The 22,732-nt window shown below is 72.8% G+C and carries 30 protein-coding genes and 1 tRNA gene; 22 read left to right on the top strand and 9 right to left on the bottom strand.

Annotation, left to right across the window (positions count from 1 at the left end):
* Positions 1–311 precede the first annotated feature (311 nt).
* The 3 genes from ETD83_RS20475 to rdgB are packed head-to-tail and all read left to right on the top strand — an operon-like array spanning position 312 to position 2,403.
* Entirely contained in the window at positions 312–1,061 is a 750-nt protein-coding gene (locus ETD83_RS20475) for an MBL fold metallo-hydrolase (protein WP_138646747.1), read from the top strand.
* A gap of 20 nt (positions 1,062–1,081) precedes the next feature.
* Complete coding sequence (rph, locus tag ETD83_RS20470; protein ID WP_138646746.1) at positions 1,082–1,801, top strand: ribonuclease PH; 720 nt, start codon at positions 1,082–1,084, stop codon at positions 1,799–1,801.
* Positions 1,798–2,403, top strand: coding sequence for an RdgB/HAM1 family non-canonical purine NTP pyrophosphatase (gene rdgB, locus ETD83_RS20465; RefSeq protein WP_138646745.1), 606 nt, complete (start codon positions 1,798–1,800; stop codon positions 2,401–2,403). The genes rph and rdgB overlap by 4 nt, the downstream gene beginning before the upstream one ends.
* A gap of 133 nt (positions 2,404–2,536) precedes the next feature.
* Here rdgB and ETD83_RS20460 read toward each other — a convergent pair whose 3' ends face one another.
* The 3 genes from ETD83_RS20460 to ETD83_RS20450 form a co-directional block, all read right to left on the bottom strand.
* Complete coding sequence (locus tag ETD83_RS20460) at positions 2,537–3,457, bottom strand: sensor histidine kinase (protein WP_138646744.1); 921 nt, start codon at positions 3,455–3,457, stop codon at positions 2,537–2,539.
* Entirely contained in the window at positions 3,457–4,371 is a 915-nt protein-coding gene (locus tag ETD83_RS20455; protein ID WP_138646743.1) for an MEDS domain-containing protein, read from the bottom strand. Before ETD83_RS20455 ends, ETD83_RS20460 begins: the two co-directional genes overlap by 1 nt.
* Before the next feature lie 77 nt (positions 4,372–4,448).
* Positions 4,449–5,423 (bottom strand): sensor histidine kinase, encoded by a 975-nt coding sequence (locus tag ETD83_RS20450; RefSeq protein ID WP_138646742.1) that lies wholly within the window; start codon positions 5,421–5,423, stop codon positions 4,449–4,451.
* A 250-nt stretch (positions 5,424–5,673) separates the two neighbouring features.
* Here ETD83_RS20450 and ETD83_RS20445 point away from each other — a divergent pair.
* Positions 5,674–5,758: transfer RNA gene (locus tag ETD83_RS20445), tRNA-Leu, on the top strand.
* Between the two features lie 102 nt (positions 5,759–5,860).
* Here the strand turns inward: ETD83_RS20445 and bcp are convergent.
* Positions 5,861–6,328: a thioredoxin-dependent thiol peroxidase gene (bcp, locus tag ETD83_RS20440; protein ID WP_138646741.1), complete on the bottom strand. Its 468-nt coding sequence runs from the start codon at positions 6,326–6,328 to the stop codon at positions 5,861–5,863.
* Between the two features lie 138 nt (positions 6,329–6,466).
* Here bcp and ETD83_RS20435 point away from each other — a divergent pair, with 138 nt between their 5' ends.
* Positions 6,467–6,787, top strand: coding sequence for a DUF3618 domain-containing protein (locus ETD83_RS20435; protein WP_138646740.1), 321 nt, complete (start codon positions 6,467–6,469; stop codon positions 6,785–6,787).
* On the opposite strand, the gene ETD83_RS20430 is transcribed toward ETD83_RS20435, so the two are convergent.
* The 4 genes from ETD83_RS20430 to ETD83_RS20415 form a co-directional block, all read right to left on the bottom strand.
* Positions 6,738–7,055, bottom strand: a complete 318-nt coding sequence (locus ETD83_RS20430; protein ID WP_138646739.1) for an anti-sigma factor family protein — start codon at positions 7,053–7,055, stop codon at positions 6,738–6,740. The genes ETD83_RS20435 and ETD83_RS20430 overlap by 50 nt on opposite strands.
* 32 nt (positions 7,056–7,087) lie before the next feature.
* The gene (locus ETD83_RS20425; protein WP_138646738.1) at positions 7,088–7,762 is read right to left on the bottom strand and encodes an SIMPL domain-containing protein; all 675 of its coding nucleotides are present in this window, start codon (positions 7,760–7,762) and stop codon (positions 7,088–7,090) included.
* Positions 7,763–7,902: 140 nt separating this feature from the next.
* Positions 7,903–9,087 (bottom strand): amino acid deaminase/aldolase, encoded by a 1,185-nt coding sequence (locus ETD83_RS20420; protein WP_138646757.1) that lies wholly within the window; start codon positions 9,085–9,087, stop codon positions 7,903–7,905.
* A gap of 65 nt (positions 9,088–9,152) precedes the next feature.
* Positions 9,153–9,971, bottom strand: a complete 819-nt coding sequence (locus tag ETD83_RS20415) for a winged helix DNA-binding domain-containing protein (RefSeq protein WP_268920474.1) — start codon at positions 9,969–9,971, stop codon at positions 9,153–9,155.
* Positions 9,972–10,064: 93 nt separating this feature from the next.
* On the opposite strand from ETD83_RS20415, the gene purU reads away from it, so the two are divergent.
* From purU to ETD83_RS20350, 14 genes are all read left to right on the top strand, one after another.
* A complete protein-coding gene (gene purU / locus ETD83_RS20410) occupies positions 10,065–10,913 on the top strand; it encodes a formyltetrahydrofolate deformylase (protein ID WP_138646736.1) in 849 nt (282 codons plus the stop codon).
* A gap of 129 nt (positions 10,914–11,042) precedes the next feature.
* Positions 11,043–11,657, top strand: a complete 615-nt coding sequence (locus tag ETD83_RS20405; protein ID WP_138646735.1) for a DUF6286 domain-containing protein — start codon at positions 11,043–11,045, stop codon at positions 11,655–11,657.
* A gap of 1 nt (position 11,658) precedes the next feature.
* The gene (locus tag ETD83_RS42655; RefSeq protein ID WP_171064343.1) at positions 11,659–12,192 is read left to right on the top strand and encodes a hypothetical protein; all 534 of its coding nucleotides are present in this window, start codon (positions 11,659–11,661) and stop codon (positions 12,190–12,192) included.
* A gap of 506 nt (positions 12,193–12,698) precedes the next feature.
* Entirely contained in the window at positions 12,699–14,324 is a 1,626-nt protein-coding gene (locus ETD83_RS20395; RefSeq protein ID WP_230421044.1) for a sensor histidine kinase, read from the top strand.
* Entirely contained in the window at positions 14,321–14,992 is a 672-nt protein-coding gene (locus ETD83_RS20390; protein ID WP_131964924.1) for a response regulator, read from the top strand. The genes ETD83_RS20395 and ETD83_RS20390 overlap by 4 nt, the downstream gene beginning before the upstream one ends.
* Positions 14,993–15,038: 46 nt before the next feature.
* Positions 15,039–15,215: a hypothetical protein gene (locus ETD83_RS42650; protein WP_171064342.1), complete on the top strand. Its 177-nt coding sequence runs from the start codon at positions 15,039–15,041 to the stop codon at positions 15,213–15,215.
* Between the two features lie 181 nt (positions 15,216–15,396).
* The gene (locus ETD83_RS20385) at positions 15,397–15,885 is read left to right on the top strand and encodes an Asp23/Gls24 family envelope stress response protein (protein ID WP_138646733.1); all 489 of its coding nucleotides are present in this window, start codon (positions 15,397–15,399) and stop codon (positions 15,883–15,885) included.
* Positions 15,882–16,202 (top strand): hypothetical protein, encoded by a 321-nt coding sequence (locus ETD83_RS20380; RefSeq protein ID WP_230421043.1) that lies wholly within the window; start codon positions 15,882–15,884, stop codon positions 16,200–16,202. The genes ETD83_RS20385 and ETD83_RS20380 overlap by 4 nt, the downstream gene beginning before the upstream one ends.
* Positions 16,203–16,223: 21 nt before the next feature.
* Positions 16,224–16,427: a hypothetical protein gene (locus ETD83_RS20375; protein WP_407921507.1), complete on the top strand. Its 204-nt coding sequence runs from the start codon at positions 16,224–16,226 to the stop codon at positions 16,425–16,427.
* Positions 16,424–16,798, top strand: a complete 375-nt coding sequence (locus tag ETD83_RS20370) for an Asp23/Gls24 family envelope stress response protein (RefSeq protein WP_138646732.1) — start codon at positions 16,424–16,426, stop codon at positions 16,796–16,798. The genes ETD83_RS20375 and ETD83_RS20370 overlap by 4 nt, the downstream gene beginning before the upstream one ends.
* A complete protein-coding gene (locus ETD83_RS20365) occupies positions 16,795–17,415 on the top strand; it encodes a DUF6286 domain-containing protein (RefSeq protein ID WP_138646731.1) in 621 nt (206 codons plus the stop codon). Before ETD83_RS20370 ends, ETD83_RS20365 begins: the two co-directional genes overlap by 4 nt.
* The gene (locus ETD83_RS20360; protein ID WP_138646730.1) at positions 17,415–17,993 is read left to right on the top strand and encodes an alkaline shock response membrane anchor protein AmaP; all 579 of its coding nucleotides are present in this window, start codon (positions 17,415–17,417) and stop codon (positions 17,991–17,993) included. The genes ETD83_RS20365 and ETD83_RS20360 overlap by 1 nt, the downstream gene beginning before the upstream one ends.
* A 347-nt stretch (positions 17,994–18,340) precedes the next feature.
* On the top strand, positions 18,341–19,504 hold the full coding sequence (locus ETD83_RS20355; protein WP_138646729.1) for a thiolase family protein: 1,164 nt from the start codon (positions 18,341–18,343) through the stop codon (positions 19,502–19,504).
* 20 nt (positions 19,505–19,524) lie between these two features.
* Positions 19,525–19,971 (top strand): winged helix-turn-helix transcriptional regulator, encoded by a 447-nt coding sequence (locus ETD83_RS20350; protein ID WP_138646728.1) that lies wholly within the window; start codon positions 19,525–19,527, stop codon positions 19,969–19,971.
* Between the two features lies 1 nt (position 19,972).
* Here ETD83_RS20350 and ETD83_RS20345 read toward each other — a convergent pair whose 3' ends face one another.
* Positions 19,973–20,602 (bottom strand): LysE family translocator, encoded by a 630-nt coding sequence (locus ETD83_RS20345; protein WP_138646727.1) that lies wholly within the window; start codon positions 20,600–20,602, stop codon positions 19,973–19,975.
* A 335-nt stretch (positions 20,603–20,937) separates the two neighbouring features.
* Here ETD83_RS20345 and ETD83_RS20340 point away from each other — a divergent pair, with 335 nt between their 5' ends.
* The 3 genes from ETD83_RS20340 to ETD83_RS20330 form a co-directional block, all read left to right on the top strand.
* The gene (locus tag ETD83_RS20340) at positions 20,938–21,615 is read left to right on the top strand and encodes a hypothetical protein (RefSeq protein WP_138646726.1); all 678 of its coding nucleotides are present in this window, start codon (positions 20,938–20,940) and stop codon (positions 21,613–21,615) included.
* On the top strand, positions 21,612–22,481 hold the full coding sequence (gene bufB, locus ETD83_RS20335; RefSeq protein ID WP_138646725.1) for an MNIO family bufferin maturase: 870 nt from the start codon (positions 21,612–21,614) through the stop codon (positions 22,479–22,481). The genes ETD83_RS20340 and bufB overlap by 4 nt, the downstream gene beginning before the upstream one ends.
* Positions 22,474–22,732 (top strand): HvfC/BufC N-terminal domain-containing protein (locus ETD83_RS20330; RefSeq protein WP_138646724.1); only part of this gene is annotated, 259 nt, incomplete at its 3' end. The genes bufB and ETD83_RS20330, both read left to right, overlap by 8 nt.

Here is a 22,732-nt window from a genome sequence, read left to right as displayed (position 1 = left end):
CTGGACGGTTTTCCGCCGCGTGACGGTGTGATGTCGAACGCATGACGCGCCCGGGCGGGGTCCCGTCGCTTAGCCTTGTGCACCATGTCAGACCCATCGCGGGGGGACGGCCTCCCGACGCTCCCACCGGGATCCTCGACGGCGGGCACCGGTCGCCCGCACCGATTGCCCGCGCCTGACGGGCGCCATCTCGAATCCCGCGGTCGGCCGGGTCACACTGGTGTGAAGTGCCGACCAGACCGACATGGACGTGTACCGGGTGCCGGCTCTCTGACCACCTGATTCCTCGGGGACCCGAAGGAGGAGTGAGCGTGCGGGTCACAGTGATCGGCTGCTCGGGCAGCTTTCCCGGGCCGGACAGCCCCGCGTCCAGCTATCTGATCGAGGCGGACGGCTACGCGCTGGTGCTCGATCTCGGCAACGGCGCGCTCGGGTCGCTGCAGCGCTTCCGCTCGCTGTATGAGATCGACGCCGTCTGCATCTCGCACCTGCACGCCGATCACTGCCTCGACCTGTGCGGATACTGGGTGGCGCGCACGTACCGGCCGAGCGGCCCCGCGCCGCGGATCCCGGTGCACGGCCCCGAGGGCACCGCCGCGCGCATGGCCAAGGCGTACGACCTGGACCCCGTACCCGGCATGTCCGGGGCGTTCGACTTCAGGACGCTGCGCCGCGGCCCCTACGACATCGGGCCGTTCCGCGTGACGACCGCGCTGATGCCGCACCCGGTGGAGGCGTACGCGTTCCGCATCGAGTACGACGGCAAGACCCTCACCTACTCCGGCGACACGGGCGCGTCGGAGACGCTGGTCGAGCTGGCGAGCGGCGCCGACCTGTTCCTCTGCGAGGCGTCCTTCCTGGACAAGCCGGGCCTTCCCGCCGAGCTCCATCTGACCGCCCGGGAGGCCGGTGAGCACGCCGCCCGCGCCGAGGCGGGACGGCTCGTCCTCACCCATCTGGTGCCGTGGAACGACGCGGACGTCTCGTTCAAGGAGGCCAAGGCCAGCGGCTACGAGGGCCCCATCGACCTGGCTCGCGTGGGCGCCCAGTACACGCTCTGACTCCCGCTAGGGTGGAGCGCATGCCTCGCCCCGATGATCGCGCGCACGACCAGCTCCGTCCCGTCCGCATCCAGCGCGGATGGCTCGATCACGCGGAGGGGTCGGTGCTGATCGAGTTCGGCGCGACCCGGGTGCTGTGCGCCGCGTCCGTGCAGGACTCGGTGCCCCGCTGGCGGCGCGAGAGCGGCCTCGGCTGGGTCACCGCCGAGTACGCGATGCTGCCCCGCGCCACCAACACCCGCAACGACCGCGAGGCCGTCCGGGGCCGGATCGGCGGCCGCACCCACGAGATCTCCCGGCTGATCGGACGGTCCATCCGCGCCTGCGTCGACTTCAAGGCGCTCGGGGAGAACACCGTCCAGCTCGACTGCGACGTCCTGCAGGCCGACGGCGGCACCCGCACCGCCGCGATCACCGGCGCGTACGTGGCGCTGGCCGACGCCGTCTCCTGGATGCGGGGCCGCAGGCTGCTGCGCGGCGACCCGCTCATCACGTCCGTGGCGGCGGTCAGCGTCGGTGTCGTGGACGGCGAGCCCCGCCTCGACCTCTGCTACGAGGAGGACGGCGCCGCCAACACCGACATGAACGTCGTGTGCACCGGCGACGGCCGCTTCGCCGAGGTGCAGGGCACCGCGGAACGCGCCCCGTTCGACCGCGCCGAGCTGGACGCGCTGCTCGACCTTGCCTCCGCGGGTTGCGCCGAGCTGACCCGGCTGCAGTCCGCGGCTCTCGCCCGATGACGAGGATCGTGCTCGCGACCCACAACCAGGGCAAGGTCGCGGAGCTGGAACGCATCCTCGGCGACCTCGACATCGCGGGCCTCGACGATTTCCCCGGCGCGCCCGACGTGCCGGAGACGGAGCTGACGTTCGAGGGCAACGCGCTGCTGAAGGCCCGCGCGATCTCCGCGTTCACCGGCCTGCCCGCCGTCGCCGACGATTCGGGCCTGAGCGTGGACGCGCTGAACGGCATGCCCGGCGTCCTGTCCGCGCGCTGGTCGGGACGCCTCGGCGAGGCCACCGGCGACCGCGACGCCGCGAACCTCCGCCTCGTCCTCGACCAGATCAGCGACGTGCCCGACGATCAGCGCGGCGCCGCGTTCGTGTGCGCGGCCGTCCTGGTCGTCCCGGGCGGCGTCGAGCACTGCGTCGAGGGCCGGCTGCGCGGCACCGTCATCCGCGCCCCTCGCGGAACCGGCGGCTTCGGCTACGACCCGGTCTTCGTCCCCGACGGCGAGACCCGCACGACCGCCGAAATGCCCCCCGAGGAAAAGGACGCGATCAGCCACCGAGGCCGAGCCTTCCGCGCCCTGGCAGCCCTGATCCCCGCCGCGATCGCCTGACCCGCAGCCACGACCCCAGCCCTTCGCCGCAACCACGCAACAACCTCAACGCTTGCGATCGCGACCGAAGGCAGGTTTCGAGCCTGCGAGAAACCTGATCGCGCAGCGAGCCGCCAGGCGAGCCGAAGCGACGCTAGCGAACCCGCAGGCGGACGAAGGTGCCGTCCCAGCCTGCGCGGAGTTCCATCAGGTCGACCAGGAGGCGGACGGTCCAGAGGCCGAAGCCGCGCTGGAGGGCCGAGTCGGGCGGGATGAAGCCGGTGAGCGGGCTCGGGCCGGGGCGCCAGAAGCCGTTGTCGCCGATCTCGCAGATGAGGTCGGCGCCGTCCTGCCACACCCAGAGCCCGATCGGGGGGGTGCCGTGCTGCAGCGCGTTCGCGGCGACCTCGTTGGCGGCGGTGACGAGGTTCTGTGCCCGCTGCTTGGCGAGGCCGTGCTTGCCGGCGCGTTCGCCGACGAAGGACCGCAGCGCGTGCAGGTCGTCGCCGTCGATGGGGAGGTAGTCGGCGTCGCGCGGACGGTCGAAGCGCAGGCCGCGGTCGCAGCCGGAGCCGAACGTCACCGGGTCGATGTACTCGCCGCTGGGGCCGCTGTGCCCGGAGTCCACCAGCCAGGGGTGGGTGCGTCGCGCCTCCGCGACGACCCTGGGCGGCAGTGTCTCGGTGTCGTAGGGGCACAGCGAACGGGCGCCCGAACCGTCGAACACCACGTTGATGAGGGACTCGTAGCGGATCCACTCCAGGGTCTGCCGTTCGTCCCAGCCGTCCCAGACGGGCTCGGCGAGGGCGCAGACGGTGCGCGGCGCGCTCTGCTTCACGACGGTCTGGTAGTCCCGCAGGGTGTGGACGGGGTGCCGGTAGAACTCGGCGGAGTCGAAGTACTGGATCGGCGGGGCCTCGGGTGCGAGCACGTCCCGCAGGGCGGTCAGGTTGGGTTCGCGGGCCACGGCGATCACGGCCTGGTCGCGCTCCAGCCCGGACTTGAGGAACGGGACGGTGACTTCGAGGAACTCGTCGACGTCGCGGTACAGGAAGGCCCTGTGCTCTATGGTCATCAGCCGATCCCCTCCGAGTCGGAGAGCACGCGCTCGGTGCCGCGCGTGAGACCCGGCAGCCGGTGCCAGCCGACCATCTCGATGACGCTCTCCACGTCCGGCGCGAGGTGGTCGAGCACCAGCGGCTCGCTCGCCGGCAGGACGGTGGCGTGCCGCGCCAGCAGGTGCAGGCCGCCGAGGTCGATGAACGCGAGCCGGGAGAAGTCGAGATGGACGCGACCGCGGTCCTTGCTCACCTGGGTGAGCTTCTCGGCGAACACGGCGTGCCGGGCGGCGTCCAGCTCGCCTTCGACGCGCAGGCCGTCTGGTTCGAATGTGCGCACTATCTTCAGGATCCCGTCATCGAATTCGGGGTTCACTTCCACGAGGACCTCGTGTGTGTCGCGGAGGGCGATGAGCTCATCGCGGGGGCACGCGTGCCGGTCGATCTGGCAGATGGCCATCGCCATCGTGCTCGGCGAGACGGCGTCGCCGACCCGGTGCTCGCAGCCCAGCACCTGGCCGAGGTCGGAGCGCCGCGGCTCGTTCAGCAGCCAGCTGTAGTCGGTGGTGATGCGGACCGCGCGGAAGCCCTGGTCGAACGCCTTGTCGACCTCGCGTCCGAGGGTGTCGACCATCCTGGCCGGTTCGAAGCCGCCGTAGCGGTCGAGGCAGGCGTCCTGGCGTGAGATCACCCGCAGCTGGCCCGCCCTGCGGTAGGCGTCCACGTTGATGTGGTGCCGGGTGCCGAGGCCGGGGAGACGCTCGGGCGGCGCGTCGGTGACGTAGACGACCTTCTCGTTGGTCTGCAGGCCCTCCTGGACGAAGGGTCCGATGACCCGGTCGCGCTCCTCGGAGCCGCTGTAGGCGAGCCAGCCGTGATCTCCGGGCCGGACGCCGCTGACGGGGCGCTTGGCGAACCAGGGTTTCTCCATGGCCTGCCCATCGAGGTCGGTGATTGGTTCAGCGTACGCCGCCGCCGGGAATTTGGAAGCCCAACGCATGGAGTTCCTCACGCTCCGTTCACTTCGGCGGAAAAGGGCAGGTCAAGGCGCAGCCGGACGACGCTGCCGTGGTCGCCCGTCCGGATCTGGACGACCGAGCACAGCAGCCGGACCGCCCACAGGCCGAACCGTCCGCCGGAGTCGGCGGCGCGGGGACGCGGCGGGATCAGCCCGTATCCGCTGCCCGCCGGCCACCGGCCGCCGTCGCTGACCTCGCAGACGAAGCCGGGCCTCCCGTCGGGGGCGTCCGTCCACATGCGCAGGACGATGGGCGGCTCGCCGTGCCGCAGCGCGTTGGTGACGATCTCGGTGACCGCGACGAGGAGCCGCTGGACGCCGTCCTCGGGCAGCGGCGTCTGCCGCGCGAACTCGGACACGTAGGCGCGCAGCCAGAACAGGTCCGGCCGGTCGATCTTGAAGGTGTCGGTGCCGGGCGGCGGCGCGGGCAGCGGCTCGCGGTCGCACTGCTCGCAGAAGACCCACGGGTCGACGAAACCGGGGTTGGCGAGGGCCCGCGCGCCGCGCACCGTCTCGGGGTGCGTCTTGCGGGCCGCCGCGACGACGCCGGCGGGCAGCGTGGCCGCGTACGGGCACAGCAGCGACGCGCCGGTGCCGCGGAACGCGACGTTGAGGACGGCCTCGACGCGCTGCCATTCGGCGACCTCCAGCGGCGACCGCGACGCCCACACCGGATCGCCGAGGACGCGGAGCCGCCGCCCCTGCCAGGCGGTGTCGTCGGCGTCGCTGAGGCAGTCGGCCAGCGTCCGGGACGGGTGCGCATACCATGCGGTCGCGTCGGTGAACTCGACGGCCGAGGCGGCGGGGCCGAGGGCGTCGCGCAGCAGCGTCTCCCGCGCGGTCCCGCACACGGCGAGGACGCGGTCGCCCGCGTCCACCCCGTCGTGGAGGAAGGGCAGGGCGCCGTCGAGGAGCTGATCCATCCCGTCGTAGGGGAGCACGCGGTGCGTGAAGGAGTCGTTCACGGCGGTACCGCCGGGCTTGTGGTCATGGCGTCACCGACTGTGCGGGCGGACGGACTCATCAAGCCTAGGCCGCCCGCGCCCGCCTGCCGAGGGCGTTCGGCAAATACCGCGACGGATTCTCCGGGCGCCCGTCCGCAACTCCGGCGGCGGCGCGTCCCTTACCCGGACGGACGGGTTCGGGCCCTCCCAATTCCATTGCCGGACCCGCCGATCAGAACGCTAAGCTTGAACGCGCTTTCCTGGAGCGCCGGCGGGCGTGGCGAAATCAGGTATACGCGGCAGGTTTAGGTCCTGTTGGTGGAGACACCGTGGGGGTTCGAATCCCCCCGCCCGCACTCGTATCTCCCAGGGGGCGACCCCCTGGAACCCCCGTCACGGTCGAGGCTTCCTCCGGCGCTGGGTGCCTTTGGGCGGGTGAGCCGTGACCCGGGTGAGGGTCAGATGTCCAGGTCGCGGCGGAGGCGGTCCACGTGGCCGGTGGCCTTCACGTTGTAGTACGCCTTCTCGATCTTGCCGTCGGCGTCGATGATGAAGGTGGAGCGGATGACGCCGACGACGACGCGGCCGTACAGCTTCTTCTCCCCGTACGCGCCGTACGCCTGGAGGACCTCGGTGTCGGCGTCGGACAGCAGCGGGAAGCTCAGGCCCTCCTTCTCCCGGAACTTGGCGAGCTTGGCCGGCTTGTCGGGGGAGATGCCCACGACCGCGACGCCGGCGGACCCCAGGTCGCCGAGGCTGCCCTGGAAGTCGACCGCCTCCTTGGTGCATCCGGGCGTCAGGGCCGCCGGGTAGAAGTAGAGGATCACGCGCCGCCCGCGCAGGGAGGCCAGCGACACCGTCTCGCCGTCGGCGTCGGGAAGCTCGAAATCGGGGGCGACGTCCCCTGGCTGCAGCCGCTCGGACACCCTGACCCGCCTTTCGCTCGGATAGTTGGTCCAACGGTACCGGCTGGGGTACGGCGGACGTCCGGCGGGAAGACCTGCCACACTGTTCGGATCACGCTTCGCTGGTCATGGTTTCGCCCGACACGGTAAGGACACGGCATGGCTGACAGGGCTCGCGACCCGGACGCGCTGGAACGGGAGCTCCAGCTCACCCGCCAGAGCTTCGCACGCACCATCGACGAGCTCGCCGCCCGGGTCAATCCGAAGAACGTCGCGCAGCGGGGCACCGATCGGCTGAAGGAGGAGGCGGGTCAGGTCGTGCGGGCGGTCGGCTCGATGGTGCGGCCCTCCGAGGGGTCCGACGAGTCCGACGCCAAGGACGGCGGTGGGATCGACAAGCGCCTGGTGGCCGCGGGTGCCGGGGCCGCCGTCACCGTGACCGTCCTGATCCTCTGGAGCCGTAGGCGCAGGCGCCGCTGAACCTCGTCCCGGAGGCGCCGGCCCGCGTGACGCGGCCGGCGCCTTTGCGTGCCGGGACGACGCGCTCGTGTCCCTGGACGGGAACGGGCCGCTGCGCGATGGTGCGGCGGAGCAGCTCGGCGACGCCCCGCAGCTCCGCGAGCTCGGCGCGGCACGGCGGGCAGCCGAGCAGATGCGCCGACAGCTCGTCCGCCTCGGCGCCGGGCAACCGCCCCAGGGCGTAGACGCCGAGGCCGATGCGGAACTCCCCGCAGTCAGGTCCTCCCACACCATGGAGTACGGGCACCGGGCCCGGCCCGTTCAGCGCGTGTCGAGGTCGGGCGGGGTCACGGTGAAGCGGGCCTCCACGGCGGCGCGGACGATCTGCGTCGCGGGCTCCAGGTCGATCGGCTCGGGCTCCTCGGGCGCCCCGGCCAGGCCCCCGTACGCGGCGGCAAGCTGGACGGGGCCGCCGGTGTCCTGGTGGCGGCCGAGGCCCTCGTCCGACAGCTCGACCAGCCCGGTGAGCCGGGAGCCGAGCGCCTCGGCGTAGCTGCGGGCGCGCTCGACGGCCTCGTGCGCGGCCTGCCGCGCCGCCCGCCCGTACACCTCGCTCTCGCGCCGCAGCTCCCACTCCGGCCCGTCCACGTAGGTGCGCTCCATGTCGCCGAGCCGGGTGATCAGCTCGCCGAGGATCCCGAAGTCGCTGACCGTGATCTTGATCCAGACCGTGCCGCGGTAAGCGCGGACGTCGCCCTCGCGCCGCTTGTACTTCAGCAGCGGCGTGATCGACAGCCCGCCCGTCTCCAGCCTCTCCACGGCCTCGCCATAGGACTTGACCAGGTCGAGGCAGCGCTGGTTGCGCTCGGTGAGCCGATCGACGGCAGTCCGCCGGTCGGACTCCTGCGACTGGACGTGCACCGACAGCCGCGCGATCTCCGGTTCGGCCTCCAGCACCGCCTCACCACGAACACTGATCATCGGAGCATCGCTCATAACCCCAACCTAGACCCCAACACAGGCGACGTTCTTGGACGAGTCAGAGCTCCCCGCCTGGACGGGACCTCAGCCGCGCGCACGACCCGACGAGCCGGTCGACCGGCTCGCGACGGGGGTCGAAGGGGGTCCGCCCCCCTTCACAGGAAGGTGCGGCCTTCGCCCCTGTACGTCGGGACCGTCCTGGCTATTTGGTCGCCGTCGATCAGGTGGAGGGCGTCGAAGCGTTCGCAGAGTTCTCCGGCCTTGGTGTGCCGGAACCAGACGCGGTCGCCTACGGACAGCAGGTCGGCGGCGCGTCCGAGCAGGGGTGTCTGCACTTCGCCCGCGCCCTCGTCGCGGTCGTAGGAGAGGCCGGCCGGGAGGTACGGCTGCGGGAGCCGGACGGCGTCGCCGGGGCCTGACGCGAGGTAGCCGCCGCCCAGGCAGGTCGCGACGCCGGGGGCCGGGCGCCGGACGACGGGCAGCGCGAACAGGGCGGCGGGTCGTCCGCTGAAGTTGGAGTACTGGTCGAACAGGTGCGGCTGGTAGAGGCCGGAGCCCGCCGCGATCTCGGTGATGGCGCGTTCGGCGGCGGTCGTCTCGACGCTGCCGGTGCCGCCGCCGTTGACGAACTCCAGGTCGGTCAGCCCCCGGACGGCGCGGACGATCGCGGCGCGGCGGCGGGCCAGCTCCATCCGGGACCGCCGCTGCATGGCGCGGATGACGCGGCTCCGCGCGGGGCGTCCGGGCGGGACGTCGCCGACGCCGGCGATCTGCGACTCGTACGCCATCAGCCCGGCGAGGTGGAGCGAGGGCCGCTTGAGCACCTGCTCGGCGAACGCGGCGACCTGGGCGGGGGTGTGGAGCGGGGAGCGCAGGGCGCCGATCCTGACCCGTCCGCCGAGGGGGCGGTAGGAGGCGTCGATGTCGACGCACACGCGGATCCGGCGGTCGCCCGCGGCGCCCTCGATCAGGTCGAGGTGCTCGGGCGAGTCGGTCATGAGCGTGATGGCGCGGGCGGCGGCGGGGTCGGCGGCAAGGTCGGCGACGGCGGTCCGGTCGGCGGTGGGGTAGGCGACGAGGATGTCGTCGCTGACGCCCTGACGCGCCAGCCAGAGCGCCTCGGGCAGCGTGAACGCCATGATCCCGGCGAAGCCGCCGAGGGCGAGGACGTCCTCCAGGAGCGCCCGGCATCGCACCGACTTGCTCGCCACCCGGATCGGCTTGCCGGCGGCGCGGCGGGCGAGGCCGGCGGCGTTGGCGCGGAAGGCCGCCAGGTCGACGACGGCGAACGGCGCCTCGATCCCGGCCGTCGCGGCGTCGTAGCGATCCCGGAGGTTCATGCTCGTCACGCGGCCAGTATAGGTCTAACGTGAAAACCTCTCACGTAAGGACCGGATGGTGGCGGCTACCGAGTTATCCGGACGTTCCGGGTCTCGGCGTCGGCGGCGAAGCCGATCAGCCGGTGCGCCTCCGCCTCAAGCGCGTCGGCGTCGTCCGCTCCGGGCTCGTCGTATGTCTTGATCGTCAGAGTGGCCCGGTCGCCCTGGCGATCGAGCGTCCACTCGCCGGCGGTGAAACCGTCGACGAGGATGATGCTGGGCACGGGCCGCCGCACCCGGTAGTTCTGCGCCTCGAAGCGGTCGGTGATGACGCGGCTCCGGTCGGCGTGCGACAGCAGCAGGTTGTCGAAGTCGTAGAGCAGCCGCGGCGGCGCGGGGACGTCGGGGCCGGGACGGGGAGCGTCCGGCAGGTCGAACAGCTCGCGTCCCCTCTCGTCCTCGAACGTGACCAGGCGCGGACGGAGCCGTTCCATCACCTCCTTCAACCTGGTCAGGCCCGACCAGGTCTGCGCGTCCATCACCGTGGACGGCCCGAACGCGGCCAGATAGCGCAGGATCAGCTCGTCGGGCGTCGCGTCGTCCGCGAGGGGTTCGCCCAGCCACGCCTCGGCGGTGGTGTGCGCGATCGGGCCGCTCGATCCCCACACCCCGCGCGGCGGGAACTGCAACAGGGCCATCCGGCAGCGGGCCGCGTAGGCGAGGGACGCCGGGGCGCGGTCACCCCAGCCGGCCGCGCGCCCATGCCCGGCCAGCAGCGCGCCGAGCCGCTTGCCCGTGAGCGGCCGCTCCTCCAGGAACGGCCGGGCCGCGGCGGCCAGGTCGTCCATGTCGAGACCCTCGACGGGCTTCGGGAAAGTCGCTTGTTCACATGGGCCATTCTCCAGCCGGGCACGTGGCGCGCGGCCCGCGGGGGGCGGGCGCCGCGTAAGCTCGAAGGGACGTTCTGAGCTGCCGCTTCCCGCCCGAAAGATGAGACCGTGAACGAATATGTGCTGACCCTGTCATGCCCCGACCGGCCCGGCATCGTCGCCGCCGTCTCGGGGCTGCTGGCCGAGCGCGGGTGCAACATCCTGGAGAGCCAGCAGTTCGGCGACGGCGACTCCGGCACGTTCTTCATGCGGGTGCAGTTCGCGGCCCTGGACGACACCGACCCCGACGAGCTGCGCGGCGCGTTCGCGTCCCTGGCGCCCGAGCTGGAGCTGCAGTGGCGGCTGCACGCGCTCGACGAGCGGCCCCGCGTCCTGATCATGGTGTCGAAGGGCGGGCACTGCCTGAACGACCTGCTGTACCGGACGCGGTCCGGGCTGCTCGACATCGACATCGTCGCGGTCGCGTCCAACCATCCGGACCTGCGGCCCCTCACCCAGTCGTACGGGATCGACTACCACCACCTCCCGGCCGGGCCGGGAGGCAAGCCCGCGCAGGAGGCCGAGATCCTGACGCTGGTCGAGCACTACCGCGCCGACCTGGTCGTCCTCGCCCGTTACATGCAGATCCTGTCGGACGACTTCTGCGCCAAACTGCCCGGCGCGATCATCAACATCCACCATTCGTTCCTGCCGAGCTTCAAGGGCGCCCGCCCCTACCACCAGGCGCACGCGCGCGGGGTGAAGCTGATCGGCGCCACCGCCCACTACGTCACCGCCGCCCTGGACGAAGGCCCGATCATCGAGCAGGAGGTCGCGCGCGTCGACCACACCCACAGCCCCGAGGAGCTCGTGGCCGTGGGACGCGACGTCGAATGCCTCGCGCTGGCGCGGGCCGTCCGGTGGCACACCGAGCACCGCGTCCTGCTCAACGGCGACCGCACCGTCGTCTTCCGCTGACGCGCGGCGGCGGTACCGGCTGACCTGCGCTTTCGTCCGGACGTGTCGGCATGGCGGGTTTCACTGCACGTGACGATGCCTCACCATGGGTGATGATGTCGGACGTGCCGATGGCTCACGGGGGTGGCCATGACCGAGACCCTGGTCCAGGACGTGATCGAGGAGGCGCAGAACGAGCGGCGGGCGCGGCGGCTGGCCGTCCGGGAGTTCCGGCCCAGGCGCGCACTCGCCGGGTTCATGGCCGCGCTGCTGGTCACGGTCGTCGGCGGGGTCGCCGCGATCGAGCTGCTGGCCGCGGTGCTCGGGTCCGGCGTGCACCCGGTGCCGGGCGTGGCCGAGGCCGCGGACGCGCTGCGCGGGCGGGCCTGGAATGACCCGCACGTCCTGATCGCCGCGGCGGGGGTCGCCGTCCTCGGGCTCGCGTTCCTGCTGGCCGCGCTGCCGGGACGCCTCCGCGGCATGCCGCTGGCCGGGTCCGACCCGCGCCTGGCGGGCGTCCTCGGACGCGCCGCCCTGCGCCGCACGCTGGCGGACGCGGCGCTCGGCGTCCACGGCATCGAGCGCGCCCGCGTCCGCGGCCGGGGGCCGTTCCGCAGGCGGCTCCTCGTCCGGGCGGCCACGCACTACCGCAACCCGGCGAACCTCGCCGAGCTGGTGCGCCGCGCGGTCGACGAGCGCCTCGACCGCATCGAGCCCATGCACCGGCCGGACGTCGACGTCCGGCTCGGCTGGCGGAAGGACTGACATGAGGATCGCGATCGCGGCGACCGGGACGGCGCTGCTGCTCTGCGGGGGCGCGGCCCTCGCCGCCGGTCTCGGCGCGTTCGACGCGCTCCTCGCCCTGTCGGGCAGGCCGCTGCTCGACCCCGCCCTGCCGCGGTTCACCGAGGACGCCGGCTGGTTCCTGCCCGTCGCCGCGGGCGTCGCGGAGATCGTGGCGCTCGCCGGCCAGCTGTGGCTGGTCTTCCAGGGCCGGGCGCTCGTCCACCGGTGGTGGCCGGACCTGGACCCGCAGACCCGCGCAGCCGCCCGTGCCGCGGCCGACGACCTGGCGCGGGACGCGCGGGGGCTGCCCGGCGTCCAGGACGCCCGTGTCCGGCTCACCGGCACGGTCACCCGGCCCCGGCTCCGCATGCGGGTCGCCTTCGCGGGCGACGCCCTCGTCAGCGAGGTGTACGGCGAGCTGGGCGCGGGCCCGGTCGAGCGGTACCGGAAGGCGATCGGCATGCCGGACCTGCCGGTGGTGATCCGCTTCCGTCCCGCCGCCAAGCGCGGGTGAAGTGCCGCCCGGTGTCAGGAGCGGGGTGACTCTGACACCGGGCGGCCGCGCGCGGGCCCGGAAAGGAACCGGCCGATTCCGAGGATGAAGCGCATCCCGTCCACCGGCTGAAGATCGCCCGCGCGGCTCGTGCGGCCGGGCGCCCGGTGCCGCGGCGCGCGCCGGGATCTTCGGCGTGACGCCCGTTCTGTGACGCGCTCGTCCGGGCCGACCTCGGCCATCGCGGCGTTCGGCGCGTACTACGAAGTTGTGATGCCCCAAGCTGTGAAGCAAGGAGCGGCGCCCGTCCGGACCCGCTATTGCGGGGGCTGCGGATCCTGGACGGGCGCCGGCGCCTTGGCAGGCGTCCATGCGCCGGGCGGAGCGGGCGCATGCACACGGCGGACGCCTGCGCTGAAATCGGCTCGCAGGGATGGAGCATGAGTGGTCTGGGGCGGAGACTGTGCACCCAGGACTATGCGCGGTCCAGTAACGATGGTCACGCTTGTGTACATTTCGTTCACGGCGTGGAGCGACGAAAGGTGGCGACAGTGCGGCGTCCCGGATGGACGTGGCCCGGCCGCTGGAGCCTGGCGCGGCAGCTGCTCGTGCTGCAGGCCGCGATCGTCGGGCTGCTGGTGTCGGTCGGCGCGACCATCGCCTACCTGGACGCCGAGCGCGCCGCCGACGACGCCGCCAGGCAGACCGTGAGAGCGGTCGCGAGGAGCATCGCGGACGCCGCGAACATCCCGGACGCGCTCGCCGCCCCCGACCCGAGCAGGCTCCTGCAGCCCTACGCCGAACGCGTCCGCCGCGACACCGGCGTAGACTTCATCACGATCATGAGCCCGGCCGGGATCCGCTACACCCACCCCAATCCGGCCCGGATCGGCGGGCGGTTCGTCGGCAACACCGCGCCCGCCCTCGCCGGGCGGACGTTCACCGAGACCTACACCGGCACGCTCGGCCCGTCCGTCCGCGCCGTCACGCCCGTGTTCGGCCGTGATCGCCGCATCGTGGCGCTCGTCTCGGTCGGCATCACGGTCCGGGTGATCTCGGCGGAGCTGCGCCAGCGGCTCCTCTACGTCGTCGGCGTCGCGGGCGCCGTCCTCGCCGCCGGTCTCGGCTGCAGCTACCTGGTGTCCGCGCGGCTGCGCAGGCAGACCCGCGGCGCCGCGCCCGGCGAGCTGCGCGAGATGTTCGAGTACTACCAGGCGATCCTGCACGCCGTCCGCGAGGGCCTGCTCCTGCTGGACCGGGCGGGACGCATCGTCCTCTGCAACGACGCCGCCCGCGACCTGCTCGGCCTCACCGACGCCTCGCGCGGGCAGCCCGTCGCGAAGCTCGGGCTGTCCGACGAGCTGATCGCCACGTTCGTCTCCGCCAAGCCGCGATCGGACGAGATCCATATCAGCGACACCCGCGTCCTCGTCGTGAACACCTCGCCCGTCCGGTCGCACGACCGCGCGATGGGCAACGTGGTCACCCTCCGCGACCACACCGAGCTGATGGGGCTGACCGGCGAGCTCGACACCGTCCGCGGCTTCGCCGAGTCGCTGCGGTCCCAGGCCCACGAGGCCGCGAACCGGCTGCACACGGTGGTGTCGCTGGTGGAGCTCGGCCGTCCCGACGACGCCGTCGAGTTCGCCACCGCCGAGCTCGCGACCGCGCAGCGGCTCACCGACCGGGTCGTCGGCTCGGCGACGGAGCCGGTGCTCGTCGCGCTGCTGCTCGGCAAGTCCGCGGAGGCGGGCGAGCGCGGCGTCGAGCTCGTCGTCACCGACGACACCGCCATCGAGGGCGTGGTGGAGCCCCGCGACCTCGTCACCATCCTCGGCAACCTCATCGACAACGCCGTCGACGCGGCCCTCGCGGGCGCGGGCACCCGCCCGCCGCGCGTGGTCGTCAGCGCGCGCAAGGACGGCGGCGAGCTCGTCCTGCAGGTCGCGGACAGCGGGCGCGGCGTCGACCCGTCCGCCGTGCCGGAGATGTTCCGGCGCGGCTGGACGACCAAGACGTCCGGCGGCCCCGTCGGCCACGGCCTCGGCCTCGCCCTGGTCGGGCAGGCCGTCCGGCGGCACCGCGGCGACATCCACGTCGGCCACGACGGCGGCGCCATCTTCACCGTCCGACTTCCCCTGGAGTCCCGATGATCAGAGTGCTCGTCGTCGAGGACGATCCCGTCGCCGCGGAGGCGCACCGCTCCTATGTCGAGCGGGTCGCCGGGTTCAGCGTCGCCGGCGTCGTCCATTCCGGCGCGGACGCCCTCCGCTTCTGCGAGCGGACCCCCGTCGACGTCGTCCTGCTCGACTTCTACCTGCCCGACACCCACGGCCTCAAGGTGTGCCGCGCGCTCCGCGCCGGCGGCAGCGACGTGGACGTCATCGCCGTCACCTCCGCGCGGGACCTCGCCGTGATCCGCTCCGCGGTGTCGGTCGGCGTCGTCCAGTACCTGCTCAAGCCGTTCACGTTCGCGTCGCTGCGCGACAAGCTCGTCGGGTACGCGCGGTTCCGGGAGCAGGCCGTCGGCACCGGCGAGGTCAGCGGCCAGGCCGACGTGGACGGCATGCTCGCCACCCTCCGCAGCCCCGGCCACCGCTCGCTGCCGAAGGGCATGAGCCGCGAGACGCTCCAGGCCGTCACCGAGGTGCTGGCCGGCGCCGCCGACGGGCTGTCCGCCGCCGCGGCCGCCGACCTCACCGGCGTCTCCCGCGTCACCGCCCGCCGCTACCTCGAATACCTCGCGGAGAACGGCCTGGCCCGCCGCCGGCCCCACTATGGTCAAGTCGGGCGTCCCGAAGTGCGCTTCTATCCCGGGTAGACGGGGTACGCATGGGACGACGGTGTAACGACATGGGGGAGTCGTGGTGAACGAGAAGCCGGAGAAGTCCGAGGCCGAGACGACCGGGGCCGAGACGACCGAGGCCGGGTCGACCGGGAACGACCGCGAGGAGCGGCCGCCCGCGTCCGCCAAGGACAAGCCCCGGCAGAAGAAGAAGCCCGGCGACGCCGCCCGCAAGATGCGCGAGATGTTCAAGGGCTAGCCCCCGCTTGCTCCCGTGCAGGGCCTCCGGGTAAACCGGCGTTGACCTGCTCTTTTTCCGAAATGGCGGTTCGCTGCGACGGTCGCGAGCATGAATCGGACGTAAGCCGGCGCGAGGGGGACCTCGCGGCGGAAGCGAACCGGGGGCGTGGCGTGCCGGCCCTCCGCGGGGGAGGCGGATCATGAGCCAGGACGATGGACCGGGCACCGGCCGGGGCGGGACCGGGACGATGCGCAGGCGGGGCGCCGACGGCGGCTCCAGCGAACTCGTCACCTCAGGTGGCCGCACCAAGATCGCTGACACCGTCGTCGCCAAGGTCGCGACGATGGCGGCCAGGCAGGTCGGCGGCGTCCATGAGATGGGCGCCGGCATGTCCCGCACGATCGGCTCGGTCAGGGAGCGGCTGCCGGGCATGGCGTCCGACGCCACCCAGGGGGTGGACGTGCAGGTCGGCGAGCGGCAGGCCGCCGTCGACATCGACCTCGTCGTGGAGTACGGGCTGTCCATCCCCGACCTCGCGGGCGCCGTCCGCGAAAACGTCATCAGCGAGGTCGAGCACATGTGCGGCCTGGAGGTCGTCGAGGTGAACATCACCGTGGACGACGTCCACGTCGCCGGCGAGGACTCCGAGGACTCCGGGGAACGCTCCGGGGAGCCCCGCGTCCGATGATCGCCTGGACGGACACCATGCACCCGCCCCTGGCTGGGGAACCCCGCACCGACCTGGCCGACCAGGTCGCCGAGGCGGCCATGGCCTGCCAGGACGTGCGGGCGCTGACGGCAGGCCCGCACGTCCGCATCGCGACCTACCGCGCGGGTCTCCCGCTGGCGGGCGTGGCGGTGCGCGACGGCGAGATCGAGATCGGCGTGGTCGTCCGCTACGGACGGCCGCTGCCCGAGATCGCCGAGGACGTCCGCCGCCTGGTCGCCCCGCTGGCGGGCGGGCGGAAGGTCGACGTGCTGATCGCTGACCTGGCCGATGGGTGACGGCCTGAGAGGAAGATACGGATGGACGGGAAACCGCTGTGGCCCCTGGCAGGGCTGTCCTTCGGCGTGGCGCTCGGGTTCGCGGGCGCGTTCGGCGGCTTCGGCGCGTTCTTCATCGTCCTGTTCCTGGGCGCGCTCGGGTTTCTCGGGGGCCGCGCGATCGAGGGCAATCGGGACCTCAGGCAGCTCTTCACCTCCATGAACACCGGCCGGCGGTCCCGATGACCGATGTCCAGGACGACGCCGCGGCGCCGCCGCGGGGGCGGACGGTCATCCGCGATCGGGCCGTGGCGCGGATCGTGGCGAGGGCGACGGGGGAGATCGACGAGTCCGGCGGGGTCGGCCGGAGGATCCTCGGGGTGCCGGCGCCCGGGCGCGGCCCGGCCCGCACCGAGGTGCGGGTGAACGGGGAGATCGTCACCGCCCGCGTGACGATGTCGGTGTCCTACCCGACGCCGGTGCGCGAGGTCGCCCGGCAGGTGCGGGAGCACGTGCGGGGGCGGGTCGCGGAGCTGACCGGCTTCACCGTCCGGCAGGTGGACGTCGACGTGGCCGAACTGGAGCATCCCGCCGCCGGCGAGAGGACCGTGCTGTGACCGCGCAGGCCGGTCCGCAGGCGGGTCCGCGGCCCGCCACCGTGCGGCGCGCTCCGGTGGACAGGCCGCGCAAGGCCGACCGTGCGGCCAGGCACGCGTTCCGGTCGCGCCGGGTGCGGGCGGCGATGCTGTTCGCGCTGCTGTTGACGGCGGCCGCGGCGCTCACGGCGATCGAGGTGATCTCGGCGCTGGCCGACCGCCCGGCGCACGTGTTCCCGTACGGCTGGGCGAAGGACGCGGCGTGGGACGACGCGTCCGTGCTCGCGATCTCCGGCGGCCTGGCGCTGGCCGGCCTGCTGTGCCTGCTGGCCGCGCTGCTGCCCGGGAGGTCGCGGATCGTCCCGCTGCACGGCCGGGATCCGAACCTGATGATGGGGGTGAGCCGGCGCGGGCTGAAGGGAGCCGCCGCGGCGGCCGCCGAGGACGCGCCAGGCGTGTCGCGGGTGCGCCGGGTACGGCTGCGCCGCCGCCGGGTGAAGGTCGTCGCGGAGACGCCCGTGCGCGCGCCCGAGGGGCTGGCCGAGGGCGTCGCGGACGCCGTGCGCGAACGGCTCGGCCGGCTGGAGCCGCTGCCCGTCCGGTCGGTCTCGGTGCGGCTGAAGCGGCGGGACCCGTGATGGACCGCCGTCCCGCGCACCTCAACCGCACCGGCCTGACCCTGCTCGGCGCCGTCCTGGCCGTGGCCGGAGGCGCGGGCCTCGCCCGCGGCCTGGGCGCCTTCGGGGACGGGCGGGCGTCCGCGCCGGTCCTCACCGACGACGTCCGGCGCTTCGCCGACGAGCGGGGCTGGTTCTGGCCCGCCCTCGCCGCGGCGGCCGTCGTCCTGGCGCTGCTGGGGCTGGCGTGGCTGCTCGCGCAGGGGCGCTCCGGGAAGGTGTCGGGCCTCGCGCTGGAGCCGGACGCGGACGCGGGCGCGACGCGGCTGTCGGCGAAGGCCGTCAGGGGCGTGATCGAGGACGAGATCGGGGAGTACCCCGGCGTGCGGAAGGTGCGGGCCCGGCTGATCGGCTCGTCCGGGCGTCCTGAACTGCGGCTGAACGTCGCGTACGGGCACCGCGCCGACGTGGCTGAGCTGCGGAGACGGATCGAGGAGGAGGGCGTGCCCCGGTTGTGCGCCGCGCTCGAACGCGACTCGGTGCCCACGGTGGTGCGGCTGCGCCTGGTGCCGAAGGAGCAGCCCCCGACCGTCGTCTGAGCGCCCGATCGTTACGGGCACTTTGAGGTTGTTTGAGGGCCTATGGCGGCTTACCGGACTAATGTCCGAAGAGAACCTGACGTCGAGCCCACGAGGAGGCAGCGCTTGTCCGATCCTGCACTTCCGGGCGGCTCCGCCGAGGGGCGCTTCGACGTATGGAGGGAACAGACGGACCACAGCATCGGCCCCTCCCGCTGAGCGGCCCGATGACCCGGGGGCCGCGGCATCGCGCCGCGGCCCCCGGGTTCGTCGTGTGAGGGGTGCCACGGTCCTGGTGGGTTGTGTTTTCCAACTTACTGATCGGATACTGCGGGAGTGAGTTGGAAAAACAGACGGAGGTGGGGATCATGCGGGACGCGGTGATCGTCGAGGCGGTGCGCACGCCGCTCGGCAAGGGCAAGCCGGACGGCACGCTGCACGACGACCACCCCGCCGACCTCCTGGCACGGACGCTGCAGAAGCTCGTCGAGCGCGCCGGGCTCGACCCCGCACAGGTGGACGACGTCATCGGCGGCGTCGTCACCCAGGTGGGCGACCAGGCGCTCAACATCACCCGTACGGCCGTCCTGGCCGCCGGGTTCCCCGAGAGCGTCCCGGCCATGACGGTCGACCGGCAGTGCGGCTCGTCCCAGCAGGCCCTGCACATCGCGGCGCAGGGCGTGCAGAGCGGCGCGTACGACATCGCGATCGCGTGCGGCGTCGAGTCGATGTCCCGCGTGCCGATGGGGTCGAACGTGCCGCCCGGCAGCGACCCGTTCGGGCCGATGCTCGCCGAGCGCTACCCCGGGGGCCTCGTCGGCCAGGGCATCAGCGCCGAGCTGATCGCCGCCCGCTGGGACCTGCCGCGCGAGGACCTCGACGCCTACGCCCACGAGTCGCACCGCCGCGCCGCCGAGGCGTGGAAGAACGGCGAGTTCGACCGGGAGGTCGCCTGGCCGGGGCAGCGGGACGAGACCGTCCGTCCGGACACCTCGCCGGAGGTCCTCGCCCGCCTCAGGCCCGCCTACTACGACGAGCGGACGGCCGAGCGGTTCCCCGAGATCGGCTGGAAGATCACCGCGGGCAACGCGTCCCCGATCAACGACGGCGCCGCGGCCGTGCTCGTCATGGGCGCGGACGTCGCCGAACGCCTCGGCCTGCGCCCCCGCGCCCGCTTCCACGCGTTCGCCGTCACCGGCGACGACCCGCTGCTGATGCTCACCGCGATCATCCCGGCGACCGGGAAGGTCCTGCGGCGCGGCGGCCTCACGCTGGACGACATCGACCTGTTCGAGGTGAACGAGGCGTTCGCCCCGGTCGTCCTCGCCTGGCAGCGCGAGACCGGCGCCGACCCGGCCCGCGTCAACGTCCGCGGCGGCGCGATCGCGATCGGCCACCCGCTCGGCGCCAGCGGCGCCCGCATCATGACGACGCTGCTGCACGCCCTCGAAGACCGGGGCGGGCGGTTCGGGCTCCAGACCATGTGCGAGGCCGGCGGCCTGGCGAACGCCACCGTCATCGAGCGGCTCTGACGGCGGTTAGGCTGCCCGGTATGCCGAAGGACGCCGCGCCCCGCGAGTGCTCCATCGCCGACACGCTGGACCTGGTCGGCGAGCGCTGGAGCCTGCTCGTCATCCGCGAGCTGAGCTACGGGGTGCGGCGCTTCGACCAGATCGTCCGGAACACGGGCGCGTCCCGCGACATCCTCACCTCCCGGCTCCGCAAGCTGGAGGCGAACCGCATCGTCCGCCGCGAGCGTTACAGCGACCACCCGGCCCGCTACGAGTACCACCTGACGCGCGCGGGCGCGGAGCTGTGCGACGTCCTTCTCGTGCTGATGCGGTGGGGCGACCGGCACCTGCATCCCGACGATCCGCCCGTCCGCTGGCGGCATTCCTGCGGCCACACGCTCAGCCCCATGGTGATCTGCCGCCACTGCGGCAACGAGGCGCTCCTCGGCGCCCACTCTCCGACCGGCCGCGGCGCCCTGACCGGCTGAGTCATCGTTCGGCGGCCAGCCGGACCCCGAGGCCGATGAACAGCCCGCCCACGGCGACGTTGAGCCGCCGGCGGGCGGCCCGCCGGCGGCGCAGGCAATCCCCGATCCGTCCGGCGAGGACGCCGACCGTGCCGTCGACGAGGAACTCCAGCGCGATGAGAATGGCGCCGAGAACCACGAACTGCGCCCACACGTGACCCATTCCCGGGTCGATGAACTGGGGCAGGAACGCGATCGTGAACGTGACCATCTTCGGGTTCAGCAGATTGGTCAGCAGGCCGTTGAGATAGGCGCGGCGTCCGGAGATCCCGCCGGCGGACGGGAGGTCGTCCTGGTCGTCCACGCGGCGGCGAATGGTCTGCACGCCGAGGTACACGAGGTAGGCGGCACCGGCGATCCGGACCACCGTGAACGCGACCGGCACCGCCGCGAACAGCGCCGCCAGCCCCGCCGCCGCGACGGCGACATGGACGGCCTCGCTCGTCGCGACCCCGGCGGTCGCGAGCAGCCCGGCCCGCGCCCCACCTCGCATCCCGCACCCGAGGACGAACAGCATGTCCGGCCCCGGAATGACCATCGCCACGGCCGAGGTCACGAAGAACGCCACCAGCAAATGCGGATCAACCGGCATAAAACGATCATCCCACACCCGCTTCCCGTGCGGGTGGGGTGAGGTCGGGTGGACGTGGGGTCGGGTGGACGTGAGGGCGGGGGATCGTGCGCGCCTCCGGCCATGTCGCCGGGTGGATTCCTTCCGCACCTCAAACGCCCGGTTTCCTGAAGCGATCGTGTGGCCCGGCCAATTGCGGGTCAAGGGGAGAGGGGTGCGTTCCGCAGGGCGTAATAAGTCGAGGCCCGGGGTTACCGATCTTCGTTCCGGCAAAGGTGGATGAGGGTTCGCGGTGTTCATCGGCATCGAGGGCCGAATTCGACATTGCCGCCGAATTCGCGGAAATCGGGGGAGCCATGGCAAGGGTGAAACGGGAACACGACGGTCACGACGAGGCGGCGGACGCCGACGTGCTGTCGTCGGTCGAGTACGCGGCCGAGCTCAGGGACGACGCGAGCGGCGTCAGCTTCGGCGTGACGAGCTGCGGCGCCCCGGCCGAGGGGCTGGAGCAGCACGTCTGCATGGGCCTGAACGCCTGCAACGCCTTCGACATCGACGGCGTGGCGGCGATGGCCGGAACCGGGAACTGCGCGACCGTGCGCCATGTCTGCCACGGCGAGGGGCAGTGTCGCGGGCAGGGCGGCTGCGGCTACGCCGGAAGCGACGAGCAGCAGTGGCGCCCCGGCGACCAGGCGTGCCGGTTCAACGGCAGCTGCGCAAGCCCCCTCAACGTCAGCCGCGTGTTCAGCTGCGGGCCGATGAAGGGCAAGAGCGTGTGGCTGCAGGCCAGGCGCATCATGGAGGACCGGATGTACCGGGCCGGGCTGGCCTTCGGCCCGTCCCCGGCCGAGGGCATCCCCGACGACCTGCTGCCCGAGTACGACATCGACGACGGGCACGACCTGCCGGACCCGCGGACGAACGGGCACCGCAAGGCGAGCACCCGCACGGGCACGTCCGCCCGCAAGAGCACGTCCGCCCGCACGAGCACGGCGGGGGCGCGCCGGAAGGGCGCGACCAGGAAGAAGCGATGACGCCGCCGAGCGCCGGGGAACGGCCGCTCGGATTCGGGCTGGGGCTGCGCGCGCCGCACCTGGACCATGTGCGGCGCCGCCTGCCGGACGTCGGGTTCTTCGAGGTGATCTCGGAGAACTTCATGGACTGCGCGGGCGGGCGCCGCCGTGCCCTGGACGCGATCGCCGACCGCTACCCGGTCGTCCTGCACGGTGTGTCGCTGTCGATCGGCTCCACCGATCCGCTCGACTTCGGCTACCTGGCCCGGCTGCGGGATCTCGCGGACGCGGTGCGGGCCCGGCTGGTGTCCGACCACGTCTGCTGGACGGGGGTCATGGGCCGCAACACCCATGACCTGCTGCCGCTGCCGTTCACCGAGGCGGCGCTGGCGCACGTGGCCGGACGCGTCCGCGTCGTCCAGGACTTCCTCGGGCGCAGGCTCGTGCTGGAGAACCCGAGCACGTACGTCGGGTTCACGGCGTCCACCATGACCGAGCAGGAGTTCATGTCCCGGCTCGCCGAGGACGCCGACTGCGGGCTGCTGCTGGACGTCAACAACGTCCACGTCTCGGCGGTCAACCACGACTTCGACCCGGTGGACTACCTCGACGCGATCCCCCTGGACAGGGTGGAGCAGATCCACCTGGCCGGGCACACCGACTACGGCACCCACATCATCGACACCCACGACGGCCCGGTCAGCGTCGAGGTCTGGGAGCTGTACCGCCGCGTCGCCGAGCGCCGCCCCGACATCCCCGCCCTCCTGGAATGGGACGACAAGCTGCCGGGCTTCCCCGTCCTGGAGGCCGAACTCGGCAAGGCCCGGCAGGTCGCCACCAGAGCCCGCCGGCGGACGATCCCGGCCGGAGGCAGTCACGATGGCTGAGCCGTCCGATCTCGCCGGGCTCCAGCGGTGGATGCAGACGGCGATCCTGGACCCGGACGGCGACCTGGACGAGGCGTCCGGCACGCTCACCGCGTCCGAGGCGCTGACCGCCCGCCAGCGCCTGGCGATCTACTGGCGCGGCTACCGTCTCCGGCTGCTGGAGACCATGCGCGGCCTGCATCCCGGGCTGACGCACCTGCTGGGCGAGGAGACGTTCGACCGTTTCGCCCTGGACTATCTCGAAGCCCGCC

This window comes from Actinomadura soli, assembly GCF_005889715.1.
Classification (GTDB): domain Bacteria; phylum Actinomycetota; class Actinomycetes; order Streptosporangiales; family Streptosporangiaceae; genus Spirillospora; species Spirillospora soli.
Note: the sequence above shows the minus strand (reverse complement) of the source record. Positions and strands in the feature narration are given on the sequence as shown.